The organism is Cellulosimicrobium arenosum (genome assembly GCF_014837295.1).
GTDB lineage: Bacteria > Actinomycetota > Actinomycetes > Actinomycetales > Cellulomonadaceae > Cellulosimicrobium > Cellulosimicrobium arenosum.
The window spans coordinates 13,066-38,479 of sequence record NZ_JACYHB010000016.1; the positions used below are offsets into that span (position 1 = coordinate 13,066).

Below are 25,414 nucleotides of genomic sequence, written 5' to 3' on the forward strand. Positions count from 1 at the left end.
GCGCCCGCGCTCGCGAGAGCGCCTATCGTGACGAGCATGCGATTCGGACTGTTCATCCCGCAGGGCTGGCGGCAGGACCTCGTCGGCATCGACCCGTCCGAGCAGTGGGAGACCATGCGCTCCCTCGCTCGGCACGCCGACACCGCGCTCGCGGGCGAAGGGCTCTCCGGGTCGGACCCGGCGTGGGAGTCGATCTGGGTCTACGACCACTTCCACACCGTCCCGGTGCCGACGGACGAGGCGACGCACGAGGCCTGGACCCTGATGGCCGCGTTCGCGGCGTCGACCGAGCGCGTGCGGCTCGGCCAGATGTGCACCTGCATGGCGTACCGCAACCCCGCGTACCTGGCAAAGGTCGCGGCGACGGTCGACGTCGTGAGCGGCGGGCGCGTCGAGATGGGCATCGGCGCCGGGTGGTACGAGCACGAGTGGCGCGCGTACGGGTACGGGTTCCCGAGCGCCGGGGACCGTCTCGGCGCCCTCGACGAGGGCGTGCAGATCTTCAAGCAGCTGTGGACCAACGGGATCGCGACGCTCGACGGCGAGCACTACCAGGTCGACGGCGCGCGCCTCGCGCCCCTGCCGCTGCAGGTCGACGGCCCGCCGCTGTGGGTCGCGGGCGGCGGCGAGAAGAAGACCCTGCGCATCGCTGCCGAGCACGCGCAGTACACGAACTTCGACGGGACGCCGGAGGTCTTCGCGCACAAGTCCGAGGTGCTGCGCGGGCACTGCGACGCGATCCGTCGCCCGTTCGAGGAGATCACGCGCTCGGCGAACTTCAACGTCATCATCGGCGAGACCGCGGCGGACGTCGACGACCGTATCGCCTGGGTCGAGGAGCACTTCTCCCTGTCGGTCCCCGAGAAGGCCGCGCAAGAGGCCGAGAACCTGCGGCGTGGGCCGCTCGTCGGGACGCCCGAGCAGGTCGTCGAGAAGCTGACGGAGCTGCGCGGCCTCGGCCTGGGCTACGCGATCACGTACTTCCCCGAAGCGGCATACGACCGCAGCGGCATCGACCTCTTCGAGCGCCAGGTCATCCCGGCCCTGGCCCCCTAGCTCGCCACCTCTCCTCCGTCGAGCATGTTCCTGTGGCCCGCGCGGGGCCACGGACGGGCAGCTGACACATGGTGGTTCGTCACCGTCCGCATGCTCGGCGTCGCGCAGATCCGCACGGCTGCGGCGACCTGGCAGTCCACAGGACCGTCTCGTGCGAGGCCGTCCACACGTCGAGCTCGGCGTCCGGCACAGCGGGTGCAGATCCGCTGAGGTGTCGTCCATGCGACGAGCTCACCTTCCCGTCAGCCTCCCCGCCGTCGGCGCGACGCAGGGTGACCTCGTCTCGATCGCCCAGTGCCGCGACCACGGCCTCACGGACAAGGACGTCGGAGGGCTCGTCCGGCGCGGTGTGCTCACGCGGGTGACGCGTGGCGTCTACGACACGTGCCCGACGCCGGTCCCGGTCCGCCCGTGGGACGCGCGGCGTCTCCGCGCGGCGTGGGCGGGACTGCTCGCCTACGGTGAGGATGCGGTCGCCGTCGGACAGTGCGCGCTCGCGCTGCACGGGGTGCGCGGTCTGCCCGGGGCGATCCGTCCCGAAGCAGCCGTGCCGTGGGGCAGGAACCGCCGCGACCGCGACGGGATCGCGCTCCGACAGTTCGACGCGGGGATGACGACGGCCACCGTCGGCGGCCGGCTCGTCGCTGACATCGACTGGGCGATCGCGCAGGCGGTCCCTGAGCTTCCTCGCCCGAACGGTCTTGCCGTGCTGGACTCGGCACTGCACCTCGGTCTGCTCGACCGGTCGGGTCTCGACCGGTCGCACGTGCATGCCCGAGGGAGGCGCGGCGTCGCGCTGCGCCACGCCCTGTGGACCCTGGCCGACCCCCGGTCGGAGTCCCCGCTCGAGTCGTTCGCCCGTCTCGACTGTGTCGACGAGGGCGTGCCGCCCCACACCTTGCAGCTCCCGGTCCACCTGGGACCGGACTCTCCCACGCTGCGGGCCGACATGGGGTGGCGGCGAGCCGACGGTCGGTGGCTCGTGGCCGAGCTGGACGGCATGGACGTGCACGACGCACCCGCCGCGGTCTTCGCCGATCGGCAGCGTCAGAACACGCTCGTCGCCACCGGCAGGCTGGACGTCCTCCGCTTCACGGGTCGTGACGTCGGGACGATCGGCAGAACTGTTCGCAAGGTACTGCTCGTCACCTGACCATGCGTCTGCTGCTTGACGACCATGTGGCTGTCGCCCGTCCGAGCGTCCGGACGAGCCACGACCACATGGTCGGCGGGTGGTGTGTGGGGGTATCAGTCTTCTGCGACGACCATGGCTGAGGCGATGCCGGCGTCGTGCGAGATGCTCAGGTGCCAGTTCCTGATGCCCAGCTCGGCAGCGCGGGCGGCGACGGTGCCGCGGATCTCCACCTCGGGCGGTCCGCCGACGACGCGGTGCACCGTCGCGTCGTGCCACAGCATGCCGCCCGGGGCCCCCAGCGCCTTCGCGATCGCCTCCTTCGCGGCGAACCGCGCAGCGAGGGAGGCGTCCGGCAGGTCACGCTCGGCCTCGGTGAACAGCTTCTCGCGCAGCCGCGGGGTCCGTTCGAGCGTCGACATGAACCGTCCGACGTCCACGACGTCGATCCCGACCCCGATGATCATGCGGCCACCCTACGTCCCTCCCCGCCAACGAGAATGCCCTCCCTACCTGTCGAGCATGTGGCTGTGGCCCGTCCTGACGTCAGGACGGGCCACAGGCACATGCTCGGCGGGGGGCTATTCCACCGTGACCGATTTGGCCAGGTTGCGGGGTTGGTCTACGTCCAGGCCCTTCGCCGTCGCCAGCGCCATGGCGAAGATCTGGAGCGGGACGACCGCCAGCAGCGGGCTCAGGAGCGTCGGGGACCGTGGGATCCAGAAGATCTCGTCCGCGTACGGAAGCACCGCGTCGTCGCCGTCCTCCGCGATGACCAGCGTCCGCGCACCACGCGCCCGGATCTCCTGGATGTTGGAGATGACCTTCGAGTGCAGGCCCTCGCGACCGTGCGGGGACGGCACGATGACGAACACCGGCTGGCCGTCGTCGATCAGCGCGATCGGGCCGTGCTTGAGCTCACCCGCGGCGAACCCCTCGGCGTGGATGTACGCGAGCTCCTTGAGCTTGAGCGCCCCCTCCAGCGCGACGGGGAACCCGACGTGGCGGCCCAGGAACAGCACCGACGCGGTGTCCTTCATCGACCGGGCCGTCGCGCGCACGTACTCGCCGCGCTCGATGACCGTCTGGATCTTCGCCGGCATCGCCCGCAGGTCCTCGAGGATCGCCGCGATCTCGTCGGGGAACTTGTTCCCGCGCAGCTGCGCGAGGTACAGCCCCAGGAGGTAGGCGGCGGTGATCTGCGACAGGAACGCCTTGGTGGACGCGACCGCGACCTCCGGGCCGGCGTGCGTGTAGAGCACCGCGTCCGACTCGCGCGGGATCGTCGAGCCGTGCGTGTTGACGATCGAGATGACCTTCGCACCCTGCTCGCGCGCGTGGCGCACGGCCATGAGCGTGTCCATCGTCTCGCCGGACTGCGTCACGGCCACGACGAGCGTGCGCTCGTCCACGATGGGGTCGCGGTAGCGGAACTCGTGCGCGAGCTCCACCTCGACGGGGATGCGGCACCAGTGCTCGATCGCGTACTTGGCGACGTGACCGGAGTACGCGGCGGTCCCGCACGCCACCACGATGATCTTGTCGACCGAGCGCAGGACGGCCTCGTCGATGCGCAGGTCGTCGAGCACGAGCTTGCCCGAGGTGTCGGTACGGCCGAGCAGCGTGTCCCCGACAGCGTGCGGCTGGTCGTGGATCTCCTTGTCCATGAAGGAGTCGAAGCCGCCCTTCTCGGCGGCCGCGGCGTCCCAGTCCACGGTGTACCGCTTCGCCTCGGCCGGGTTCCCGTCGAAGTCCGTCACCTCGACCGCCGTCGGCGTGATCGTGACGATCTGGTCCTGGCCGAGCTCGAGCGCCTCGTGCGTGTGGGAGATGAACGCGGCGACGTCCGAACCGAGGAAGTTCTCGCCCTCCCCGAGCCCGACGACGAGGGGCGAGTCGTGCCGCGCGCCCACCACCGTGTCGGGCGCGTCGGCGTGGACGGCGAGGAGCGTGAAGGTGCCCTCGAGCCGCCGGGCCACCTGGCCCATGGCGAGCGTGAGGTCGTGGGTGTCCCGGTAGGCGCGCGCCAGGAGCTGCGCGGCGACCTCGGTGTCCGTCTCCGACAGGAACTCGACGCCGTCGGAGAGCAGCTCGGCCTTGAGCACGGCGAAGTTCTCGACGATCCCGTTGTGGATGACCGCCAGCCGGTCGGAGTCCGCGAGATGGGGGTGCGCGTTGGTGTCCGTCGGTCCCCCGTGGGTCGCCCAGCGCGTGTGCCCGATCGACGCCGTCGCGACGGGGAGCGGGTGCAGCTCGATCTCCTCGACCAGGTTGGCGAGCTTGCCCGACTTCTTGGCGAACGCGACCGCGTCGATCTGCGGCCCGACGAGCGCGACCCCCGCCGAGTCGTAGCCGCGGTACTCGAGCCGGCCGAGTCCTTCGAGAGCGACGTCGAGGGGTCGCCCCGACGCCTCGCCCACCATGGTTCCAGGGCCCACGTAGCCCACGATTCCGCACATGGTGGTCGAGTGTATCCGCGCTGCCCCGGCCCCCGGGCACGGCCGGGTTGTCGGTCCGGCGTGTTCGTCCGGCACAATCACCGGGTGGACCGTTCTCCCCGTGACATCGAACGATCGTCGCCCGGCACCGGACCCGACGTCCTCGGCGGTCTCCCGACGGCCCCGTCCCCGTACGTCGACCTGGACCGCGCGGCGTGGAGCCGCCTCTCGGAGTCGACCCCGCTCCCCCTCACCGACGACGACGTCGCACACCTGCGCGGCCTCGGCGACCCGATCGACCTGGCCGAGGTCGACGCCGTCTACCGCCCGCTGTCACGCCTCCTCAACCTGTACGTGACCGCGAGCGCGGGACTGCACGAGGCCACCTCGACGTTCCTGCGGGAGGACACCGGCAGCACGCCGTACGTGATCGGGGTCGCGGGCAGCGTCGCGGTGGGCAAGTCGACCACGGCGCGGATCCTGCGCGAGATGCTCGCGCGCTGGCCGGAGACGCCCCGGGTCGAGCTGATCACCACGGACGGGTTCCTGCTGCCCAACGCCGAGCTCGCGCGGCGCGGGCTCATGGAGCGCAAGGGCTTCCCCGAGTCCTACGACCGCCGCGCGCTCGTCCGCTTCCTGTCCAAGATCAAGGCCGGACGGGACGAGGTCCGGGCACCGGTCTACGACCACCTCACGTACGACATCGTCCCCGGGGCAGAGGCCGTGGTCCGCAAGCCGGACGTGCTCATCGTCGAGGGCCTGAACGTGCTGCAGCCGGCGCGTCCGAGCGCCCACGACGAGCCGACGGTCGCCGTGTCGGACTTCTTCGACTTCTCGATCTACGTCGACGCGCGCACCCGCAACATCCGGCAGTGGTACGTCGACCGGTTCCTCACGCTGCGTCGTACGGCGTTCGCCCGGCCAGAGTCCTACTTCCGTCGCTACGCCGGGCTCACGGACGACCAGGCGGTCGACCGTGCACGATCGATCTGGGACTCGATCAACGCCCCCAACCTCGAGCAGAACATCCTGCCGACCCGCGGTCGCGCGACGCTCGTCCTGACCAAGGGCACGGACCACTCGGTCCAGCGCTTCCGGCTGCGCAAGCTCTGACCCCGTGGGCCGCGGCGCGCCCCGTGGTCGACGCTCAGTCCGCGAGCCCTGGGTGCTTGCCGGCGCCCGCAGGAGTCGCCTCGGCCACGGACTCGTCCGTCGTGACCGCCCCGAGGTCCGGGTCGCCCCGGCGGCGGGACCGCGTCATGAGGAGCCGGTCGATGACGAAGCCGGTGGCGACGCCGAGGACCACGCCGACGACCATGGCCAGCAGCGGTTCGTGCCCGAGCCACCGTGCGGCGACGAGCCCGATCAGCACCGAGTACACGGCCCAGGTGACCGCGGCGATCCCCGAGAACAGCATGAACCGGGACCGCGGATAGCCGACCGCGCCCGCCGTCATGTTCACCGCGACCCGACCGATGGGGATGTACCGCGCGGCCAGGATGAACGAGGCCCCGCGGTGGGCGAGTGCCCGCTCCGCCCAGGCGACGGCCCGACGACCTCGAGGTCCACGGAGGAAGCGCACCCGGTCCGTCCCGACCGCGCGGCCTATCGAGAACGCGATCTGGTCCCCCAACCAGGCGCCCAGCGCGGCGACGACGAGGACGAGGACGAGGTTCGGTGAGCCCGTCGCGTGCGCCGCCACGGCGAGCGTGATGACGACGGACTCGCTCGGCACCGGGGGGAAGAATCCGTCGATGGTCGCGAACGCGAACAGCGCCGGGTAGATCCATGCGGACGCCGACAGCGCGAGGACCCAGTGCTCCAGGTTCTCCAGGAAGGTCGTCACGGCCTCGGTCAACGGTTCCCTCGGTTTCGTCTGCTGGGGTGAGCCAGTCCGGTGCGGCGTCGTGCGTCCGTCGCCACACCAAGCCTAAGCAGTGCAACGCGATTCGCCATCAGGGTTATCCCGGGCTCTTCCCGGGGGTGTCCCGCACCCCGTCGCACGGCCGCCGTCGGCGGCGCTCAGTCGATTCTCCCGCGCGGTGCCGCCGCGGGCATCATCCTGACGACGGACTCCGCCGACCCCGCTTCTCCACCGGAAGGACCAGGACGGTGCGCGGCGGCGGACCGGTCGCGACGCGACGTCCGCCGTCAGTCCGCGGGAGCGCGGCGCGGCAGGCGCGCGACACCCTCCGTGGAGGCGAGGGTCCGCAGGTCTGCGCCGTCGAGGTAGAGCTCCCCGCGCAGATGATCGGTCTCGTGCTGCACGATCCGGGCGGGCCAGCCCACGAGCTCGTCGTCGACGGGACTCCCGTGCTCGTCCTGCGCCTGCAGCCGGACGCGGCGGTGCCGGGTGCGTTCCGCCTGCCACCCGTGCACCGAGAGGCACCCCTCGACGAACGTCCGAGACTCGTCCCCGACGGGGGCGTAGCGCGGGTTGACCAGGACTCGGAAGGGCAGCGGCGGCCGCTCGTGCTCGTCGTCGCCGGGGAGGCCCGGGTCCTCGACGACGGCGATCGCGATCCCGACCCCTACCTGGGGAGCAGCGAGCCCGACGCCGGGGGCGGCCCGCATCGTGCGGTGCATCGCCTCGAGGAATCGGGACAGCAGGTCGCCGAGCTGTCCCGTGTACGGCGCGGCGGGCGTGCGGAGCACCGGGTGCCCGGCCTGCACGATCGGCAGGACGCCGTCCTCGAACGTCGCGAGCAGCTCGCCCACGGAGGTCGTCAGGCCGAGGTCCTCGCCCGGGGGGAGACTCACAGCGCGAGCCGGGACCGCACGACGTCGGCAAGCTCGGCGGCGACCGCGTCGGCCTGCTGCTGCGTCGCTGCCTCGACCATCACGCGGACGAGCGCCTCGGTGCCGGAGGGACGCAGCAGCACGCGTCCCGTCTCCCCGAGCGTGGTCTCCGCACGGGCAACGGCCTCCAGGAGCACGTCGTCGGTCCGGGCGCGCGCCTTGTCGACGTCGGACACGTTGACGAGCGTCTGCGGCAGCCGCCGGACGACCCCGGCGAGGTCGGCCAGCTTCTGTCCGGACGACGTGACCCGGGCCGCGAGCTGCAGAGCCGTGAGCACGCCGTCCCCCGTCGTGGCGTGCCGCGACAGGATGATGTGACCCGACTGCTCGCCGCCGAGCGCGTACCCTCGGGCGCGCATCTCCTCCAGGACGTAGCGGTCCCCGACGGCCGTCTGGATGGTGCTGATGCCGGCGTCACGCAGGGCGAGGAGGAGACCGAGGTTGCTCATCACCGTGACGACGACGGTGTCGGCCGCCAGCTCGCCCTGCTCCTTGAGCGCGAGCGCGAGCACGCCCAGGATCTGGTCCCCGTCGACGACGACGCCGGCGTGGTCGACCGCGATGCACCGGTCGGCGTCGCCGTCGAACGCCACGCCGAAGTCGGCCTCCGACGCGACGACGACGGCCTGGAGCTGCTCGGGGTGGTTCGACCCGCACGCCGCGTTGATGTTCCGGCCGTCGGGGCTCGCGTTGATGACGACGACGTCGGCGCCCGACGCGCGCAGCGCCGCGGGGCCCACGTCGCTCGCCGCGCCGTTCGCGCAGTCCACCGCGATGCGCAGCCCCGCGAGAGGCTTGTGGTCCTCGTCGGCGCCGATGCTGGACATGAGGTGCTCGACGTACGCGGTGCCGGCACGGCCCGTGTCGGCCGAGATGCGCCCGACCCCGTCGTGCGTCGGGCGCGACCACTCCTGGTGGAGCGCGGCCTCGATCGCGTCCTCGACCCCGTCGTCGAGCTTGACCCCGCCTCGCGCGAGGATCTTGATCCCGTTGTCCTGCATGGGGTTGTGGGACGCCGAGATCACGACGCCGAAGTCGACGTCCATGGTCGCGGCCAGGTACGCGACCCCGGGCGTGGGCAGCACCCCCACGTCCTTGACGTCCACCCCGGCGCTGGCCAGCCCGGCCGCGAGCGCCGTCGCGAGGAACTCGCCGGAGACCCGGGTGTCCCGGCCGACGACGGCACGCGGTCGGTGCCCCTCGTCGGTGCGGGCGAGGACGCGCGCGGCCGCAGAGCCGAGCCCGAGCGCCAGCTCGGCCGTCACGTTCCCGTTGGCGAGGCCGCGTACCCCGTCGGTGCCGAAGAGCCGTCCCATGGCAGTCCTTCCTTCGTCGGGCCGTCCGCCGCCGCCGTCGCGGACCGGGCGTCCCGTCCACGCCCGCGCGGTCCGGCGGGCTCGTCACGAGCCTCAGCAATGCCGACGGCCCCGGTGGACGGTGTCCACCGGGGCCGACGAGCCCGAGCGCTGGATCAGCGCTTGGAGTACTGCGGTGCCTTGCGGGCCTTCTTGAGCCCGGCCTTCTTGCGCTCGACGACGCGCGCGTCGCGGGTCAGGAAGCCGGCCTTCTTCAGCGCGGCGCGGTTGACGTCGGTGTCGATCGCGTTGAGCGCGCGAGCGATACCGAGGCGCAGCGCACCGGCCTGGCCGGAGGTGCCGCCACCCGAGATGCGGGCGACGACGTCGAAGCGACCCTCGACGTCGACCAGCTTCAGGGGGGAGTTCACCAGCTGCTGGTGCACCTTGTTCGGGAAGTAGCCCTCGAGCGTGCGGCCGTTGATCTTCCACTGGCCGGTCCCGGGAACCAGGCGCACGCGCGCCACGGCCTCCTTGCGGCGGCCCAGTGCCTGGCCGGGGGCGGTGATGCTCTGACCGGCGCCGATGGGTGCGGCGCTCTCGGAGGTGTAGGTGCTGGGGGTCTCGTCACCCAGCGTGTCGGTCTCGACGGTGGTCTCGGCCACGGGTGTGTCCTCGCGTCTTTCTGTCGGCTACGCCTGGACGGCGATTACTGCGCGACCTGGGTGATCTCGAACGGCTTCGGCTGCTGAGCGGTGTGCGGGTGCTCGGCACCCGCGTAGACCTTCAGCTTGCCGAACTGGGCGCGGCCGAGGCTCGTGTGGGGGATCATGCCGCGAACGGCTCGCTCCACGGCACGCTCGGGGTGCTTCTCGAGCAGCTCGCCATAGGCGACGGCACGCAGGCCACCCGGGTAACCGGAGTGGTTGTAGGCCATCTTCTGCTCGCGCTTGTTGCCGCTCAGCGCGACCTTGCCGGCGTTGATGACGATGACGAAGTCACCGCCGTCGACGTGCGGGGCGAAAGTCGGCTTGTGCTTGCCGCGCAGCAGGGTGGCCACGTGGGTGGCCAGGCGGCCCAGGACGACGTCGGTCGCGTCGATGACGTACCAGTCGCGCTGGATGTCGCCGGGCTTCGGGGTGTACGTACGCACGGTCGTAGCCTTCGTTTCTGTCAGGTGTCTTCTTCGGCTGCTGAAGCGTGCGGCCGAGAGGGCGTTGTCGTTGCGCGGCGGGCTCGACTGACACCCGCTCCTTGGCCGGCAGCGAGTGGGCGCGCTAGCGACACGGGTGTCATGAGGTGAGCACAACGACTTAACAGAATAGCGGTGATTCGGCAGCACGGTCAACGTGACGAGCAGCGCACACCTCGCAGCGCCGCTCGCGCGCGACGTGCGCGCAGCCTGCGCAGTACAGCCGCAGGGTCCGGCAGCCCGGATCCACGCAGTTCTCGTACTTCGCCGTGGGTGCGGCGCACGCGACGCACTCCCCCAGCGGGGTCGATCCCGGCCCCAGCTCCACGTGCATCCGCTCGTCGAACACGTACAGCGACCCCTCCCACAGACCCTGCGACCCGAACTGCTCGCCGTAGCGCACCACGCCGCCGTCGAGCTGGTACACCTCGTCGAACCCCCGCGTGCGCAGGATCGCGGACAGCACCTCGCACCGCACGCCACCCGTGCAGTAGGTCACGACCGGTCGACCCTTGAGGTCGTCGTAGCGCCCGGAGTCGATCTCGGCGACGAATTCCCGCGTCGTCGCGACGTCCGGCACGACGGCGTCCCGGAAGCGCCCGATCGCCGCCTCGAACGCGTTGCGCCCGTCGAACATCACGACGTCGTCCCCGCGCTCGTCCACGAGGTCGTGCAGCCCCTGCGGGGAGAGCCGGGTCCCGCCGCCGACCACGCCGTCCTCGTCCACCACGACCACGCCCGGGGCACCGAACGTCACCAGCTCGGGCCGGACCTTGACCGACAGCCGCGGGAAGTCGAGGCCGGTCCCGTCGGACCACTTGACGTCGATCCGCTCGAAGCCCGGGTACTGCCGCGTGGTCTTCACGTACTGCTTGAGGTCCTCGACCGTGCCGCCCAGCGTCGCGTTGATCCCGTGGTCGGCGACGATGACCCGGCCCGTGAGGTTCCACCGCTCGGCCAGCGCACGCTGCCACAGCTGCACCGCGCGCGGGTCCGCGAGCGGCGTGAAGGCGTAGAAGAGCACGATCTTGTGGACAGCCATCCGACCAGGATAGGGACCCGGACGCGTTCCCCTCGTCGCGTCCCGGGTCCGTGCTGCGACCGGCTGTCCGAGGTGCCAGGCTGGGGGGCATGAGCGACACGACCGGAACGACGCCCGACCCCGAGACCGGCGGCGAGGGCGACAACGACCAGCTCCAGGCCGAGGACACGCTGCTCGACCGCGGCGTCGACGACGTCCTGGACGAGGGCTACTCGCCGCCCGATCGACCCCGCTCGAACCACTACGGCGAGACGGCGTGGGAGGAGACGCACGGCGAGCCGCTCGACCAGCGTCTCGCCGAGGAGGAGCCGGACACCTGGGAGGCCGACCCTCTCGACCGGCCGGACCAGACGCGCGCAGGCCGCCTCGTGGCGGACTCCGAAGCCCTCGACGGGCGGCAGAACGACACGTTCGCCGAGGACGAGGGCATCGACGGCGCCGGGGCGAGCGCGGAGGAGGCCGCCGTCCACGTCGTCGACGAGCCGTAGCAGCGGGTCAGCAGCCCACGCTGGTCCCCGAGGGCGGGGAGTCGTCGCAGACGTCCTCCTCGTTGCGTACCGCGCGTACGCGCTCGGCGCGCGTGGCGAGGTCACCGTCGGGCGGGTAGGTCACCTCCTCCAGCACGAGCCCGTGCGCCGGGACGACGCCGGCAGCGCCGTCCCGGCGTCGGCTCGCGAGCAGCGCGGCAGGCCAGGCGACGTCGCGCCGCCCCTCCCCCACGGCGAGCGACGCTCCCACGAGAGAGCGGACCATGTTGTGGCAGAACGCGTCCGCGCGGACGTGCGCGACGACGAGGCCGGCGTCCGGACCGCTCGCCGGCCTCGTCCACGACATGGCCTGCAGCTCGCGGATCGTCGTCGCACCGGGCCGCGGCTTGCAGAAGGCCGCGAAGTCCCGGACGCCGAGCAGCGGCCGGACGGCGTCGTCCATCGCCGCGACGTCCACGGGGCGCCTGTTCCACAGCACCCACTCGCGCCGCAGCGGATCGCGCAGCGCGTGCCGGTCGACCACCCGGTACGTGTAGGCGCGGTGGAGCGCCGAGAACCGGGCATCGAAACCTGTCGGCGCCCGCGTCGCCCGCTGCACGACCACGTCGCCGGGGAGCACCCCACCCAGCCTGCTGACGAGCGCGTCCCCCGGCGCCCGGTCGGACCGTCCCGGCAAGGCGGTCCACTGCTCCGCGGTCAGGTCCACGTGCACCACCTGACCGCGTGCGTGCACACCCGAGTCGGTCCGTCCCGCGACCGTGAGCCGCGGGGCGTCGGCGCGCAGGAGGGTGGCGAGCCCGTCGGCCAGCGCGCCCTCCACGGTCCGCAGACCCGGCTGCCGGGCCCAGCCGGCGAAGTGCGTGCCCTGGTAGGCCAGGTCGAGACGGACACGCACGACGTCGTCGGGCACGCCCGGAGAGAGGTCGGTCGTCACACGCACCACCGTAGCCAACGCGCGGCCGGAGCACGGACGTCCTCGTCCTCGCGCTGCACGGGCACCGCGCACTGCCTACGCTGCGGAGCATGGGCGAGGTCCGCACGCTCTCCGTCGACTGCGGCGGAGGTGGCATCAAGGCGAACGTGCTGGACACCTCCGGCACGGCCCACGCCGCCGCCGTCCGCGTCCCCACGCCCTACCCGCTCCCCCCGGAGCTGCTCGTCGAGACGGTCGCCGTCCTCGCCGGCAGCCTCCCGTCGGCCGACCGGGTCACCGTCGGCATGCCGGGCATGATCCGCAGCGGCGTCGTGGTCCACACGCCGCACTACGTGACGCGCGCCGGGCCGCGCACCCGGGTGGACCCGGCACTCGTCGCGGCCTGGTCGAGCTTCGACGTGCAGGCTGCGGTGACGCAGCGGCTCGGTGTACCCGCCCTGGTGCTCAACGACGCCGAGGTGCACGGCGCCGGGGTGGTCGCGGCGTCCGGTCTCGAGCTCGTGCTCACCCTCGGGACGGGCCTCGGTTCCGCGCTCTTCCACGGCGGACGGCTCGCTCCGCACCTCGAGTGGTCGCGCGCACCGGTGCGCCGCGGCACGACGTACGACGAGTACGTCGGCGAGCCGGAGCGCCGACGGCTCGGGAGCGCCCTGTGGTCCCGCCGGGTGCTCACCGTCGTCGACGGGCTGCGCGCCGTGTTCTGGTGGGACCGGCTCTACCTGGGCGGCGGGAACTCGCGCCGGATCAGCCCCGCTGCGCTCGAGCGGCTGGGAGACGACGTCGTCGTCGTCCCCAACTCCGCCGCGCTCGTGGGCGGTGCGCGCGCGTGGGACCTGCCGCCCGCGTGAGCCCGTCGGGCTCAGCGGCCGTCCGCCACCGCGACGGCACCGGCCGCCGAGGAACCGTGGCGCTCGCCGGACGACGCGACGTCGTCCACCGCCGCCAGCACCACCCGGGTGAAGGCGACGGGCGCGTCCAGGCTCACCAGGTGACGCGCTCCCGGGAGCACGACCAGTCGCGCGGGCGCCCCGCCGCGCGCGGCCGCCGCGACGTACGCGCGTTCGGCGAGGCGGAAGTGGTCCCAGCGCCCGTTGACCACCCAGACGGGCGAGCCCGATGACGCCAGCGCCGTCAGCGGGTCGCACCGACCGACCTCCGCCAGGATCGCGCTCATGACGTCGAGCGCGAAGCCGCCCGCGGCCAGGTCCGTCGCAGCAGGCCCGGACAGGGTCCGGTCGACCAGCGCCTGGTTGAGAGCTGCACCGCCGTCCCGCATCCGCTCGATGCGGCGCGCCGCGACGAGCCAGGCCCTGCGCAAGGGAGTACGTGGGAGCGTGCAGCAGGAGGCGGCGACGAGGGCGAGCACCCGCTCGGGATGGCGCGCGCGCACCTCGATCCCCACGTACCCGCCCAGAGACAGCCCGACGACGACCGCGCTGCCACCCACCTCGTCGATCCCCCGGACGACCGCGTCCACCGCTCCGTCGAGCGTGAACGGCTCCCCCCGGCGAGTGCCGTGCCCCGGCAGGTCCACCGCGAGCGTCTCGACGCCGGCCCTGCCCAGTGCCGCCACCTGAGCCCGCCACATCGTCCGTGACGTCCGGGAGCCGTGGACCAGCACCACGGGCGGGACGGACCTCGTGCCTCTCGCCGACTGCATCTCTCGACCCTAGGCGCCCACGCGGTTCCGTGCGTCTCCCGGCGGGCCCGGTCAGGAGACGTCAGGAGACGACGACGGGCCCGGAACCGCGAGGTTCCGGGCCCGTCGAGAGAGGAAGGGTGCTCAGGCGTCCTTCGACTCCGCAGACTTCTCGTCGGCGGCGTCGGTGACGGGGGCGTCCTCGACCTTGGCGTCCTCGGCCGGGGCGTCCTCGACCTTGGCGCTCTTCTTCGCCGGCGTCTTCTTGCTCGACCTCTCGGCAGCCTTCTCCGCCTCGCGGACGACGGCCTGCTTGGGGCTCACCGGCTCGGTGACCAGCTCGATCACGGCGAGGGGCGCGTTGTCACCCTTGCGCGTCCCGACCTTCGTGATGCGGGTGTAGCCGCCGTCGCGCTCCGTCATCTGCGGGGCGATCTCGGTGAACAGCGTGTGGACGACGGACTTGTCGCGCACCACGCGCAGCACGCGGCGGCGCGCGTGCAGGTCCCCGCGCTTGGCGAACGTGATGAGACGCTCGGCCACCGGACGCAGGCGCTTCGCCTTGGTCTCGGTCGTCGTGATGCGGCCGTGCTCGAAGAGCTGCGTGGACAGGTTCGCGAGGATCAGACGCTCGTGAGCCGGGCCACCGCCGAGCCGCGGGCCCTTGTTGGGGGTAGGCATGGGATGTGCTCCTTGGGAAGTGATCGCGACCCGGGGACTGTCCCGGGCGCGCTGAAGGTGAGGGCGTCGCCGACTGGCGCAGACTCAGTACTGCTGCTCCGTGTCCGAGAAGGTGGCGTCGCCGCCCTCGTCCTCGTAGTACGACGCGGCGGACGGGTCGAAGTCCAGCGGGGAGTCCTTGAGGGACAGGCCGAGCTCTGCGAGCTTCTCCTTCACCTCGTTGATGGACTTCGCGCCGAAGTTCCGGATGTCGAGCAGGTCCGCCTCGCTGCGTGCCACGAGCTCCCCCACCTGGTGGATGCCCTCGCGCTTGAGGCAGTTGTACGAGCGGATCGTGAGGTTGAGCTCCTCGATCGGCAGTGCCAGGTCCGCGGCGAGAGCCGCGTCCGTCGGCGACGGCCCGATCTCGATGCCCTCGGCCTCGACGTTGAGCTCACGGGCCAGGCCGAACAGCTCGACGAGCGTCTTGCCAGCGGACGCCAGGGCGTCACGGGGGGTGATCGCCGGCTTGGCCTCGACGTCGACGACGAGCTTGTCGAAGTCCGTGCGCTGCTCGACTCGCGTCGCCTCGACCTTGTAGGTCACCTTGAGGACGGGCGAGTAGATCGAGTCGATCGGGATGCGTCCGATCTCGGCCTCGTAGGACTTGTTCTGCGACGCGGACACGTAGCCGCGCCCGCGCTCCACCGTCAGCTCGATCTCGAGCTTGCCCTTGTCGTTGAGCGTGGCGATGTGCAGGTCCGGGTTGTGGACCTCCACGCCCGCCGGCGGCACGATGTCCGCCGCGGTCGCCGCACCGGAGCCCGCCTTGCGCAGGTACATCACGACCGGCTCGTCGTTCTCCGACGAGACGACGAGGTTCTTGATGTTGAGGATGATCTCGGTGACGTCCTCCTTCACCCCCGGGACCGTGGTGAACTCGTGGAGCACACCGTCGATCCGGATGGAGGTGACCGCCGCGCCCGGGATGGACGAGAGCAGCGTGCGACGCAGCGAGTTGCCGAGCGTGTAGCCGAAGCCGGGCTCCAGCGGCTCGATGGAGAAGCGCGAACGGTTCTCCGAGATGACCTCTTCGGTCAAGGTGGGGCGCTGTGCGATCAGCACTGGTGGTTTCCTTTCGGTGAGCGTCCGCCATATGACGCTGCACGGTTCAGGGCGAGGCGCGCCGTCGGCGCGCCGTCCCGGCCGGGATCCTGTCTACCCGGCCAGGAAGGTGTCGTCAGGACGACAGGGTGCTGGTGACCGAGGGCCCGGCACAGCCGGGTCCTCGGTCGGCACGGACGTCAGACGCGGCGGCGCTTCGGCGGACGGCAGCCGTTGTGCGCCTGCGGCGTCACGTCCTGGATCGAGCCGACCTCGAGGCCCGTGGCCTGGAGGGAGCGGATCGCGGTCTCACGGCCGGAGCCGGGACCCTTGACGAAGACGTCGACCTTCTTCACGCCGTGCTCCTGGGCACGGCGCGCGGCCGACTCGGCCGCGAGCTGCGCGGCGAACGGCGTCGACTTCCGCGAACCCTTGAAGCCCACGTGGCCGGCGGAGGCCCACGAGATCACGGCGCCCGACGGGTCGGTGATCGAGACGATCGTGTTGTTGAACGTGCTCTTGATGTGCGCCTGGCCGACGGGGACGTTCTTCTTGTCCTTGCGGCGAGGCTTGCGCGAGGTTGCGCGAGTCTTGGGAGGCATCTGCTTCTTCTCTCCTGGTCTGAGGTGGTCGGACCGCGGGGATCACCGGCCGCCCGACGACGCGTGGGGCGTCGTGCGGTCGGGGCCCGCCCTGCGGACTGCTGCTTAGCGGGCCTTCTTCTTGCCGGCCACGGTGCGCTTCGGTCCCTTGCGCGTACGCGCGTTGGTCTTCGTGCGCTGTCCGCGCACGGGAAGGCCGCGGCGGTGACGCAGGCCCTGGTAGGTGCCGATCTCGACCTTGCGGCGGATGTCGGCGGCCACCTCACGGCGGAGGTCACCTTCGAGCTGGTAGTTGCCCTCGAGGTAGTCGCGCAGCGCGACGAGCTCGGCGTCGCCGAGGTCCTTCACGCGCGCGTCCGGGCTGATGCCCGTCGCTGCCAGCGTCTGCTGGGAGCGGGTACGACCGACGCCGTAGATGTAGGTGAGCGCAACCTCGAGCCGCTTGTCGCGGGGGAGGTCGACGCCGATGAGACGTGCCATGTGCCTGTCGGCTCCTCGTACTTCGTCCGGAGGTCTGCCGCACCGCCCTCCCGCGAGACCGCGGGCCCCGGCCTCCGGGCCGGGGGTTCCCCCTCGCCGTCGGACATCGCGGTGAGCGATGCGGGGCGCGGGTTCGTGGTGGTGCGCTGAGGGTGACCGCCGGCAGGCGGACGACCCTGGTGATCCGGTCCGTCAGGACCGTCACCCGTGGCGCAGGCGCAGGGTCAGCCCTGGCGCTGCTTGTGCCGCAGGTTGTCGCAGATCACCATGACGCGACCGTGCCGGCGGATCACCTTGCACTTGTCGCAGATCTTCTTGACGCTGGGCTTGACCTTCATCAGTGTTCCCTCAGTGGTGCTCCGCCGCCGTGCGCGACCGACGGGGTGTACCCGGCGGCCCGGCAGCGATGGCTGTGGTGAGTGGTGGACGCGTGACGACTACTTGTAGCGGTAGACGATCCGGCCGCGGGACAGGTCGTACGGGCTCAGCTCCACCACGACCCGGTCCTCCGGGAGGATGCGGATGTAGTGCTGGCGCATCTTGCCCGAGATGTGCGCGAGAACCTTGTGCCCGTTGGCCAGCTCCACGCGGAACATCGCGTTCGGCAGTGCCTCGACCACGCTGCCCTCGATCTCGATGACACCGTCCTTCTTTGCCATGTCCTCCGCTAACTCTCGTCTGAACTGCTGATCTCGCGCACGGACCATCGGTCCGTCCACAAGGGTTCGTGCGTGAAGCCGTGCGGTCCGGCCGCCACCCGGCGCCCACGACACGCGACCCCTGGAGCACGCGACTGCTTGCATCGGCACTCGCCAAGGTGGCTGAGGTGGTTGTGGTGGCGGACGTCGCACACGGACGACACCCAACGGAACATCCTACGGCATCGGCCAAGCAAAGGGAAACCGTGCGATCCCGGACCTTCGGTCAGCCCTGGTCGAGCGCGGCCACCGCTATCCCGCGCGCACCGAGCTCCACCGCGCCCCCGTCGGCCTCCGTCAGGACCCACAGCCCGTCGTCGAGGACGGCGACGGTGTGCTCCCAGTGCGCGGCCCTGCCGCCGTCGTCGGTGACGACCGTCCACCCGTCCTCGCACACCTGGGTGAAACGCTCCCCGAGGGTCACCATCGGCTCGATCGCCAGACACATCCCTGGCCGGACGCGCGGGCCACGCTCCCGGGCAGCGTAGTTGAGCACGTCCGGCGCCTGGTGCATCGTGGTGCCGATGCCGTGACCCACGTACTCCTCGACGATCCCGTAGGCCGCGCCGTCCGTCAGCGCGCGACCACGGACCGTCGCCTCGATCGCCGCGCCGACCTCGCCCAGACGGGTGGCGCCGGCGAGCGCGGCGATCCCGTCCCACATGGCTCGGCGCGTGGCCTCGACCAGCGCCTCGTCCACCGGGTCTGGCTCACCGACGACGAAGGACAACGCCGCGTCCGCGTGCCAGCCGTCGATGATGGCGCCGCAGTCCACCGAGACCAGGTCTCCCCGCTCGAGCTCTCGTGCTCCGGGGATGCCGTGCACGACCTCGTCGTTGACGGACACGCACGACGACGCGGGGAAACCCTCGTAGCCGAGGAACGAGGCGACAGCGCCGGCATCGGCGATGACCGCGACCGCGAGCTCGTCGAGGTCCGAGGTCGTCATCCCGGGGCGGGCGGCGTCCCGGACGGTGTCCAGGCAGCGCCGGACCACGAGGCCCGACCGACGCATCGCCCGGACGTCTGCTGTCGACTTGTACTCGATCCGTTCCCGGCCGAACATCGGCCACCTCATCCGGTCGTCGCCGTCGTCAGGACGTTCAGACGCCGAGCGCCGCAGCGATGCGGTCGCTCACGACACCGATCTCGCCGATCCCGTCGGCGCGACGAAGCAGCCCGCGGTCGGCGTACGCCGACGTCAACGGTGCCGTCTGCTCGGCATAGATGTCGAGCCGGCGCGCGATGGTCTCCTCGGTGTCGTCCTCCCGCCCCTCCAGCTCGGCGCGCTTCGCGAGACGGGCCAAGAGCTCGTCACGCTCCGCGGTCAGCTCGACCACGGCGTCCAGAGACTGGCCGAGGTCGCCGAGGATCCCGTCGAGCTCGACGACCTGCGCCGCGTTGCGGGGGTAGCCGTCGAGGATGAATCCCACCGTGGCGTCGTCCTGGGCGAGCCGGTCCCGGACCATCGCGTTCGTCACGGAGTCGGGGACGAGCTCACCCTTCGCCGTGTACTCCTGCGCGAGCCGACCGAGCTCCGTCCCACCCTTGATGTTCTCCCGGAAGATGTCACCGGTGGAGATCGCGGGGATCGCGAGCCGCTCGGCCAGGAGAGCCGCCTGCGTCCCCTTGCCTGCGCCCTGGGGTCCCATGATCACCAGGCGCGCGGGTGTGGCGTTGCTCAACGGAGGAACCCTTCGTAGTGACGCTGCTGCAGCTGGGAGTCGATCTGCTTGACCGTCTCCAGGCCCACGCCGACGATGATGAGGATCGACGAACCGCCGAACGGGATGTTCGTGGTCACACCCAGTCCGATGAGCACGAGCGTCGGCAGCAGCGCGACGAGCGCGAGGTAGATCGAGCCCGCCGACGTGATGCGCGTGATGACGTAGTCGAGGTACTCCGCCGTCGGACGCCCGGCACGGATCCCGGGGATGAAGCCGCCGTACTTCTTCATGTTGTCCGCGACCTCGTCCGGGTTGAACGTGATCGAGGTGTAAAAGAAGGCGAAGAAGACGATGAGCAGCACGTAGATCGCGATGTGCAGCGGCGCGTCCTGGGGCACGAGGTTCGCACTGATCCACAGGACCCAGTCGGCGCTCTGGTCGCCGAACTGGGCGATGAGCCCCGGGACGGCGAGGAGCGAGGCCGCGAAGATCACCGGGATGACCCCGGCCATGTTGATCTTGATCGGGATGTAGGTGCTCGAGCCGCCGTACATCCGACGTCCCACCATGCGCTTGGCGTACTGGACGGGGATGCGACGCTGCGACTGCTCGACGTACACGACCAGGCCGATGACCAGGACGATCACGGCGATCATGACGATGAAGTTGAACGCCCCGTTGGTCCCGCCCACGATCGACCAGAGCGCGGCCGGGAAGCTCGCGGCGATCGACGTGAAGATCAGGAGCGACATGCCGTTCCCGACGCCGCGCTCCGTGATGAGCTCGCCGAGCCACATGATGAGGCCCGTGCCCGCGGTCATGGTCACGACCATCAGGGCGAGGGTCACGAAGTTCGCGTCCGGGATGACGTCTGCGTCACAGCCCTGGAACAGCAGACCGTTGCGCGCGGTGGTGATGACCGTCGTGGACTGCAGGATCGCCAGCGCGATGGTCAGGTAGCGCGTGTACTGCGTCAGCTTCGCCTGACCGGACTGGCCCTCCTTGTGCAGGGCCTCGAACCGTGGGATCACGACGCGCAGGAGCTGCACGATGATGCTCGCGGTGATGTACGGCATGATCCCGAGCGCGAACACCGACAGCTGCAGGAGTGCTCCACCGCTGAAGAGGTTCACGAGACCGAGCAGGTTGTCGTCGGCGACCTGCTCGGTGCAGATCTGCACGTTCGTGTAGTCCACGCCCGGCGTCGGGATGAACGACCCCACACGGAAGATCACCATGATCGCGAGCGTGAACAGCAGCTTGCGCCGCAGGTCGGGCGTCCGGAAAGCCCGGGCGAATGCGCTGAGCACCTATCCTCCTGGCCCGCCGAGGCGGGTTCTCGTGTCGCCGGGAGGCCCGGCGAGTGTGACGCACGGCACGGCGCCAAGAGGCACCTTAGCCCGTGCGCCGCGTCATACGGCAAGTCGGCGTCCACCGACCAGAACGGTCGACCCCCGTCCGCGAGGCGGACGACGGACCGACCGGAAGTCTATCCGGGCCCCGACGGCGGTCGGGACCACGGGCTGGGACCGAGCCGGTCCCGGCAAGCGACAGGGCCGACGGCGTGCGCCGTCGGCCCTGTCGTCAGGTCAGTCCTGCGAGACCGATCCGCCGGCCGCGAGGATCTTCTCGCGTGCCGAGCCCGAGAGCGCGTCGACCGCGACCTCGAGCTTGACGGTGATCTCCCCCGCGCCGAGCACCTTGACGGGCTGGCCCTTGCGGACCGCGCCCTTCGCGACGAGGTCCTGGACGGTGACAGAGCCACCGTCGGGGTACAGCGACGCGAGCTTGTCCAGGTTCACGACCTGGTACTCGGTGCGGAACGGGTTCTTGAAGCCCCGGAGCTTGGGCAACCGCATGTGCAGCGGCATCTGCCCGCCCTCGAATCCGGCGGCGACCTGGTAGCGGGCCTTCGTGCCCTTGGTCCCACGTCCTGCCGTCTTGCCCTTCGACGCCTCGCCACGGCCCACACGGGTCTTGGCCTTCTTGGCGCCGGGAGCCGGCCGCAGGTGGTGCATCTTCAGGGTGCCGCCGGCGCCCTGATCCGTCTGCGCGGGAGCGGCCTCGGTCTTGGCCGGAGCCTTCGCCGCAGCCTTGGTCGACGTCTTGGCAGGCGTCTTCTTCTTCGGAGCCTCAGCGGTCTCCTTCGTGGCCTTCTCAGCCATGGTCACTCGACCTCCTCAACGGCGACGAGATGCGCCACCGTCGCGACCATGCCACGAATCTCCGGGCGGTCCTCCTTCACGGCGGTGTCGCCGATCCGCTTGAGGCCCAGAGAGCGCAGCGTGTCACGCTGGTTCTGCTTGCCGCCGATGGCGGACTTCTTCTGGGTCACCTTCAGGCGAGTCATCAGGACTTCACCCCCGCAGCCTGTGCACGCAGGAGCGCCGCCGGAGCGACGTCCTCGAGCGGGAGGCCACGACGCGCGGCAACAGCCTCAGGCTGCTCCAGGTTGCGCAGTGCCTCGACGGTCGCGTGCACGATGTTGATCGCGTTCGACGAACCGAGCGACTTGCTCAGCACGTCGTGGATGCCGGCGCACTCCAGCACGGCACGCACCGGACCACCGGCGATGACGCCGGTACCCGGCGACGCCGGGCGCAGGAAGACGACGCCAGCAGCGGCCTCACCCTGGATCGTGTGCGGGATGGTGCCCTGGATGCGGGGGACCTTGAAGAAGTTCTTCTTGGCCTCCTCGACACCCTTGGCGATCGCCGAGGGCACCTCCTTCGCCTTGCCGTAGCCGACACCGACCGTGCCGTCGCCGTCCCCCACCACGACGAGCGCGGTGAAGCTGAAGCGACGGCCGCCCTTGACGACCTTGGAGACGCGGTTGATGGTGACGACGCGCTCGAGGAAGGCGTTCTTGTCGGCGGCGTCGCCGCGACGGCCGTCGCGGCGGCCGTCGCGACGGTTGTCGCGACCCCCGCGAGCGTTCTGACCGCCCGACTCGTTGGCGGCGCCGCCCGTGGGGGCGCCGGTGGTGCTGCGCTGCCCTGCAGCCATCAGAGAATCCTTTGCTGTCGTACCGACGATGCGGCGCTGATCACGTTGTCCATCACAGGGCCAGACCGCCCTCGCGGGCACCGTCGGCAACCGCGGCCACACGGCCGTGGTACTTGTTGCCGCCACGGTCGAAGACGACCGAGTCCACGCCGGCCTCCTTCGCACGGGCAGCCACGAGCTCGCCGACCTTGCGCGCCTTGGCGGACTTGTCGCCGTCCGAGGCACGCAGGTCCGCCTCGAGCGTCGAGGCCGACGCCAGGGTCTGACCGATCGTGTCGTCCACGACCTGTGCCGTGAGGTGACGGGAGGATCGCGTGACCACGAGACGCGGACGCGCGGGCGTTCCCTTGATCTTCTTCCGCAGGCGAAGGTGCCGACGCTGTCGCGAGACGGCCTTGCCCTTGCCGAGAACCTTGAGAGCCATGGTTACTTACCAGCCTTTCCGACCTTGCGGCGGACGACCTCGCCGGCGTAACGCACACCCTTGCCCTTGTACGGCTCGGGCTTGCGGATCTTGCGGATGTTCGCCGCGACCTCGCCGACCTGCTGCTTGTCGATGCCGGCGACCGAGAACTTCGTGGGGCTCTCGACCGCGAACGTGATGCCCGCGGGGGGCGCCACGACGACCGGGTGGCTGAAGCCGAGGGCGAACTCGAGGTCCGAGCCCTTGGCGGTCACGCGGTACCCGGTACCGACGATCTCGAGCTTCTTGACGTAGCCCTCGGTGACGCCCTGGACGAGGTTCGCCAGCAGGGTGCGGGTCAGGCCGTGCAGGGCACGCGACTCGCGCTCGTCGTCCGGGCGCGACACCACGAGGGTGCCGTCGTCCTGGGCGACCTGGATGGGGGCGGCGACGTTGTGCTCGAGAGAACCCTTGGGGCCCTTCACGGTCACCAGTGCACCGCTGATCGTGACGTCCACGCCGGCCGGGACCGGAACGGGGATCTTGCCGATTCGAGACATTGGCGTATCTCCTTTCCGATTACCAGACGTAGGCGAGGACTTCTCCGCCCACGCCCTTCGTGGAAGCCTGCTTGTCGGTGAGCAGACCTGAAGACGTGGACAGGATCGCCACGCCGAGGCCGCCGAGCACCTTGGGCAGGTTGGTGGACTTCGCGTACACGCGCAGGCCGGGCTTCGACACGCGGCGCACGCCGACAAGGCTGCGCTCGCGGTTCGGGCCGAACTTGAGGTCGAGCGTGAGGTTCTTCCCCACACGTGCGTCCTCGACGCTCCAGCCGGTGATGTAGCCCTCGGCCTGGAGGATCTCAGCAATGTGCTGCTTCAGCTTCGAGTACGGCATGGTCACCGACTCGTGGTAAGCCGAGTTCGCGTTTCGCAGACGCGTGAGCATGTCTGCGATCGGGTCGGTCATCGTCATTGGGCTCTAGCCCTTCCTCGCCGGGGTATCCGGTCGGTGGCGCCGTGCGGCGTCCCACCCGACCGGACCTGCGACGTAGTTGTTACCAGCTGCTCTTGGTGACGCCGGGAAGCTCACCACGGTGGGCCATGTCGCGCACGCAGATGCGGCACAGGCCGAACTTGCGGTACACCGAGCGCGGACGACCGCACTTCTGGCACCGCGTGTACGAGCGGACCGCGAACTTGGGCTTGGCGGCCGCCTTGTTGACTAGGGCCTTCTTCGCCATGTCAGTTCTCCTTGAAGGGGAAGCCGAGACGGCGCAGCAGGGAGCGTCCCTCAGCATCGGTGGTGGCGGTCGTCACCAGGGTGATGTCCATACCGCGGACCCGGTCGATCTTGTCCTGGTCGATCTCGTGGAACATCGACTGCTCCGTCAGACCGAACGTGTAGTTGCCGTGGCCGTCGAACTGCTTGGGCGACAGTCCGCGGAAGTCGCGGATGCGCGGCAGCGCGATCGACAGCAGGCGGTCGAGGAACTCCCACATGCGGTCGCCCCGCAGCGTGACGTGGGCACCGATCGGCATGCCCTCGCGCAGCTTGAACTGCGCGATGGACTTGCGGGCGCGCGTCACCTGAGGCTTCTGACCGGTGATCGCGGACAGGTCGCGAATGGCGCCCTCGATGAGCTTGGAGTCCTTCGCCGCGTCGCCGACGCCCATGTTCACGACGATCTTCGTGACGCGCGCGACCTGGTTGACGTTCTCGTGCCCGAACTCCTCGCGCAGGCCGGCGACGATGTCGTCGCGGTAGCGCTGCTTGAGGCGCGGGACCTCGGGGGCTGCGATCTCAGTGCTCATCAGATGTCCTTACCGGAGCGCTTGGCGACCCGCACCCGAACGGTGCGCTTGCGGCCGTCACGCTCGACCTCTTCGGTGCGGTACCCGACGCGGGTGCCCTTCTTGGTCTCCGGGTCGACGACCATCACGTTGCTGACGTGGATCGGCGCCTCGACGGTCTCGATGCCACCGGTCCGGGTGCCGCGCTGCGACTGGCCGACCTTGGTGTGCTTCGTGACGCGCTGGACGCCCTCGACGACGAGCCGGTCGCTGTCCTTGAGCACCTCGAGGACGCGCCCCTGCTTGCCCTTGTCCTTGCCGGCGATGACGACCACGAGGTCGCCCTTCTTGATCTTCGCCATGTTCAGATCACCTCCGGAGCCAACGAGATGATCTTCATGAACCGCTTGTCCCGCAGCTCGCGACCCACGGGGCCGAAGATGCGGGTGCCGCGCGGCTCACCGTCGTTCTTGAGGATCACCGCGGCGTTCTCGTCGAACTTGATGTAAGAACCGTCCGGACGACGGCGCTCCTTGGCGGTACGGACGACGACCGCCTTGACGACGTCGCCCTTCTTGACGTTGCCGCCCGGGATCGCGTCCTTGACGGTAGCGACGATGGTGTCGCCGATTCCGGCGTAGCGACGGCCCGAGCCACCGAGAACACGGATGCAGAGAATCTCCTTCGCACCCGTGTTGTCGGCGACACGAAGTCGCGACTCCTGCTGGATCATGTAATGAACTCCTGTCGTCGAGCCGGTTCTCGCGTGCTGCGAGCCTTGCCGAACGGATAGCTGTCAGTGCCGGGTCCCTCGCGGGTGAACCGGCCAGGAGAGACGGTGGTCCCGTCTCGCCCTGTCCTCACTGGTTGCCGCACCGCGGTGCGGCACGAGACGGTCGTGGGGGGGGGGCCGGGGGCCCGCCCCCCCCCCGGCCGCCCGGCGGTGGGCGGGGGGGGCATGGGCCGCTCGGGGGTAGGCCCCC

The 25,414-nt window shown here is 70.6% G+C and carries 34 protein-coding genes; 5 read left to right on the forward strand and 29 right to left on the reverse strand.

The genetic code is table 11. The features are described 5' to 3' along the window. Positions 1–36 precede the first annotated feature (36 nt). Both IF651_RS15650 and IF651_RS15655 read left to right on the forward strand, forming a co-directional pair. A complete protein-coding gene (locus IF651_RS15650) occupies positions 37–1,056 on the forward strand; it encodes an LLM class F420-dependent oxidoreductase (protein ID WP_191830070.1) in 1,020 nt (339 codons plus the stop codon). A gap of 220 nt (positions 1,057–1,276) precedes the next feature. After that, complete coding sequence (locus IF651_RS15655; protein WP_191830071.1) at positions 1,277–2,209, forward strand: type IV toxin-antitoxin system AbiEi family antitoxin domain-containing protein; 933 nt, start codon at positions 1,277–1,279, stop codon at positions 2,207–2,209. Between the two features lie 95 nt (positions 2,210–2,304). Here IF651_RS15655 and IF651_RS15660 read toward each other — a convergent pair whose 3' ends face one another. Together IF651_RS15660 and glmS are read right to left on the reverse strand one after the other, a co-directional pair. Next, positions 2,305–2,655 carry a holo-ACP synthase gene (locus tag IF651_RS15660; protein WP_191830072.1) on the reverse strand — a complete coding sequence of 117 codons (351 nt, stop codon included), beginning with the start codon at positions 2,653–2,655 and terminating at the stop codon, positions 2,305–2,307. Positions 2,656–2,769: 114 nt separating this feature from the next. Next, on the reverse strand, positions 2,770–4,647 hold the full coding sequence (gene glmS / locus IF651_RS15665; RefSeq protein WP_191830073.1) for a glutamine--fructose-6-phosphate transaminase (isomerizing): 1,878 nt from the start codon (positions 4,645–4,647) through the stop codon (positions 2,770–2,772). Between the two features lie 105 nt (positions 4,648–4,752). On the opposite strand from glmS, the gene coaA reads away from it, so the two are divergent. Beyond that, positions 4,753–5,739: a type I pantothenate kinase gene (coaA, locus tag IF651_RS15670; protein ID WP_191830153.1), complete on the forward strand. Its 987-nt coding sequence runs from the start codon at positions 4,753–4,755 to the stop codon at positions 5,737–5,739. 34 nt (positions 5,740–5,773) lie between these two features. Here coaA and IF651_RS15675 read toward each other — a convergent pair whose 3' ends face one another. The 6 genes from IF651_RS15675 to trhO form a co-directional block, all read right to left on the reverse strand. Further along, on the reverse strand, positions 5,774–6,472 hold the full coding sequence (locus IF651_RS15675; protein WP_338404005.1) for a DedA family protein: 699 nt from the start codon (positions 6,470–6,472) through the stop codon (positions 5,774–5,776). A 305-nt stretch (positions 6,473–6,777) separates the two neighbouring features. Next, the gene (locus IF651_RS15680) at positions 6,778–7,386 is read right to left on the reverse strand and encodes a peptide deformylase (protein WP_338404006.1); all 609 of its coding nucleotides are present in this window, start codon (positions 7,384–7,386) and stop codon (positions 6,778–6,780) included. Then, a complete protein-coding gene (gene glmM, locus IF651_RS15685; RefSeq protein WP_191830075.1) occupies positions 7,383–8,741 on the reverse strand; it encodes a phosphoglucosamine mutase in 1,359 nt (452 codons plus the stop codon). The genes IF651_RS15680 and glmM overlap by 4 nt, the downstream gene beginning before the upstream one ends. 155 nt (positions 8,742–8,896) lie before the next feature. Next, positions 8,897–9,385, reverse strand: a complete 489-nt coding sequence (rpsI, locus tag IF651_RS15690; protein WP_191830076.1) for a 30S ribosomal protein S9 — start codon at positions 9,383–9,385, stop codon at positions 8,897–8,899. 44 nt (positions 9,386–9,429) lie between these two features. Continuing rightward, the gene (gene rplM / locus IF651_RS15695; RefSeq protein ID WP_191830077.1) at positions 9,430–9,873 is read right to left on the reverse strand and encodes a 50S ribosomal protein L13; all 444 of its coding nucleotides are present in this window, start codon (positions 9,871–9,873) and stop codon (positions 9,430–9,432) included. A 160-nt stretch (positions 9,874–10,033) separates the two neighbouring features. Then, on the reverse strand, positions 10,034–10,954 hold the full coding sequence (trhO, locus tag IF651_RS15700; RefSeq protein WP_191830078.1) for an oxygen-dependent tRNA uridine(34) hydroxylase TrhO: 921 nt from the start codon (positions 10,952–10,954) through the stop codon (positions 10,034–10,036). Between the two features lie 89 nt (positions 10,955–11,043). Here trhO and IF651_RS15705 point away from each other — a divergent pair, with 89 nt between their 5' ends. Beyond that, positions 11,044–11,442 carry a DUF5709 domain-containing protein gene (locus IF651_RS15705; protein WP_191830079.1) on the forward strand — a complete coding sequence of 133 codons (399 nt, stop codon included), beginning with the start codon at positions 11,044–11,046 and terminating at the stop codon, positions 11,440–11,442. A gap of 7 nt (positions 11,443–11,449) precedes the next feature. Here the strand turns inward: IF651_RS15705 and truA are convergent, their stop codons facing one another. Then, positions 11,450–12,376 carry a tRNA pseudouridine(38-40) synthase TruA gene (gene truA / locus IF651_RS15710; RefSeq protein ID WP_338404007.1) on the reverse strand — a complete coding sequence of 309 codons (927 nt, stop codon included), beginning with the start codon at positions 12,374–12,376 and terminating at the stop codon, positions 11,450–11,452. 89 nt (positions 12,377–12,465) lie between these two features. Between truA and IF651_RS15715 the strand changes: the two genes are divergently transcribed. Next, positions 12,466–13,224: an ROK family protein gene (locus tag IF651_RS15715; protein WP_191830080.1), complete on the forward strand. Its 759-nt coding sequence runs from the start codon at positions 12,466–12,468 to the stop codon at positions 13,222–13,224. 11 nt (positions 13,225–13,235) lie between these two features. Here IF651_RS15715 and IF651_RS15720 read toward each other — a convergent pair whose 3' ends face one another. From IF651_RS15720 to rplN, 20 genes are all read right to left on the reverse strand, one after another. Then, complete coding sequence (locus IF651_RS15720; protein WP_191830081.1) at positions 13,236–14,036, reverse strand: alpha/beta fold hydrolase; 801 nt, start codon at positions 14,034–14,036, stop codon at positions 13,236–13,238. Positions 14,037–14,159: 123 nt separating this feature from the next. Then, entirely contained in the window at positions 14,160–14,696 is a 537-nt protein-coding gene (rplQ, locus tag IF651_RS15725) for a 50S ribosomal protein L17 (RefSeq protein ID WP_191830082.1), read from the reverse strand. Positions 14,697–14,780: 84 nt separating this feature from the next. After that, positions 14,781–15,800, reverse strand: a complete 1,020-nt coding sequence (locus tag IF651_RS15730; RefSeq protein ID WP_191830083.1) for a DNA-directed RNA polymerase subunit alpha — start codon at positions 15,798–15,800, stop codon at positions 14,781–14,783. 179 nt (positions 15,801–15,979) lie between these two features. Then, positions 15,980–16,381, reverse strand: coding sequence for a 30S ribosomal protein S11 (rpsK, locus tag IF651_RS15735; protein ID WP_191830084.1), 402 nt, complete (start codon positions 16,379–16,381; stop codon positions 15,980–15,982). Positions 16,382–16,486: 105 nt separating this feature from the next. Further along, a complete protein-coding gene (gene rpsM, locus IF651_RS15740) occupies positions 16,487–16,861 on the reverse strand; it encodes a 30S ribosomal protein S13 (RefSeq protein ID WP_191830085.1) in 375 nt (124 codons plus the stop codon). Between the two features lie 224 nt (positions 16,862–17,085). Continuing rightward, entirely contained in the window at positions 17,086–17,199 is a 114-nt protein-coding gene (gene rpmJ, locus IF651_RS15745; protein WP_003956441.1) for a 50S ribosomal protein L36, read from the reverse strand. 99 nt (positions 17,200–17,298) lie between these two features. After that, positions 17,299–17,520 (reverse strand): translation initiation factor IF-1, encoded by a 222-nt coding sequence (gene infA / locus IF651_RS15750; RefSeq protein ID WP_012867920.1) that lies wholly within the window; start codon positions 17,518–17,520, stop codon positions 17,299–17,301. 265 nt (positions 17,521–17,785) lie between these two features. Further along, positions 17,786–18,625, reverse strand: coding sequence for a type I methionyl aminopeptidase (gene map, locus IF651_RS15755; protein WP_191830086.1), 840 nt, complete (start codon positions 18,623–18,625; stop codon positions 17,786–17,788). A 37-nt stretch (positions 18,626–18,662) separates the two neighbouring features. Next, a complete protein-coding gene (locus IF651_RS15760) occupies positions 18,663–19,244 on the reverse strand; it encodes an adenylate kinase (RefSeq protein WP_277818666.1) in 582 nt (193 codons plus the stop codon). Beyond that, entirely contained in the window at positions 19,241–20,536 is a 1,296-nt protein-coding gene (gene secY, locus IF651_RS15765) for a preprotein translocase subunit SecY (RefSeq protein ID WP_191830087.1), read from the reverse strand. Before secY ends, IF651_RS15760 begins: the two co-directional genes overlap by 4 nt. A 279-nt stretch (positions 20,537–20,815) precedes the next feature. Continuing rightward, positions 20,816–21,391 (reverse strand): 50S ribosomal protein L15, encoded by a 576-nt coding sequence (rplO, locus tag IF651_RS15770; RefSeq protein WP_191830088.1) that lies wholly within the window; start codon positions 21,389–21,391, stop codon positions 20,816–20,818. A 2-nt stretch (positions 21,392–21,393) separates the two neighbouring features. Next, positions 21,394–21,576, reverse strand: coding sequence for a 50S ribosomal protein L30 (gene rpmD, locus IF651_RS15775; RefSeq protein WP_191830089.1), 183 nt, complete (start codon positions 21,574–21,576; stop codon positions 21,394–21,396). Continuing rightward, the gene (rpsE, locus tag IF651_RS15780) at positions 21,576–22,232 is read right to left on the reverse strand and encodes a 30S ribosomal protein S5 (RefSeq protein WP_191830090.1); all 657 of its coding nucleotides are present in this window, start codon (positions 22,230–22,232) and stop codon (positions 21,576–21,578) included. Before rpsE ends, rpmD begins: the two co-directional genes overlap by 1 nt. Positions 22,233–22,284: 52 nt before the next feature. Beyond that, a complete protein-coding gene (rplR, locus tag IF651_RS15785) occupies positions 22,285–22,656 on the reverse strand; it encodes a 50S ribosomal protein L18 (RefSeq protein WP_191830091.1) in 372 nt (123 codons plus the stop codon). A gap of 2 nt (positions 22,657–22,658) precedes the next feature. After that, entirely contained in the window at positions 22,659–23,195 is a 537-nt protein-coding gene (gene rplF, locus IF651_RS15790; protein WP_191830092.1) for a 50S ribosomal protein L6, read from the reverse strand. 19 nt (positions 23,196–23,214) lie between these two features. Continuing rightward, entirely contained in the window at positions 23,215–23,613 is a 399-nt protein-coding gene (gene rpsH, locus IF651_RS15795) for a 30S ribosomal protein S8 (RefSeq protein ID WP_191830093.1), read from the reverse strand. A gap of 82 nt (positions 23,614–23,695) precedes the next feature. Further along, positions 23,696–23,881, reverse strand: a complete 186-nt coding sequence (locus tag IF651_RS15800) for a type Z 30S ribosomal protein S14 (RefSeq protein WP_191830094.1) — start codon at positions 23,879–23,881, stop codon at positions 23,696–23,698. A gap of 1 nt (position 23,882) precedes the next feature. Continuing rightward, the gene (gene rplE / locus IF651_RS15805) at positions 23,883–24,452 is read right to left on the reverse strand and encodes a 50S ribosomal protein L5 (RefSeq protein ID WP_191830095.1); all 570 of its coding nucleotides are present in this window, start codon (positions 24,450–24,452) and stop codon (positions 23,883–23,885) included. Next, complete coding sequence (rplX, locus tag IF651_RS15810; protein ID WP_191612729.1) at positions 24,452–24,793, reverse strand: 50S ribosomal protein L24; 342 nt, start codon at positions 24,791–24,793, stop codon at positions 24,452–24,454. The genes rplE and rplX overlap by 1 nt, the downstream gene beginning before the upstream one ends. Before the next feature lie 2 nt (positions 24,794–24,795). Then, positions 24,796–25,164 (reverse strand): 50S ribosomal protein L14, encoded by a 369-nt coding sequence (rplN, locus tag IF651_RS15815; protein WP_191830096.1) that lies wholly within the window; start codon positions 25,162–25,164, stop codon positions 24,796–24,798. Positions 25,165–25,414: the final 250 nt, after the last annotated feature.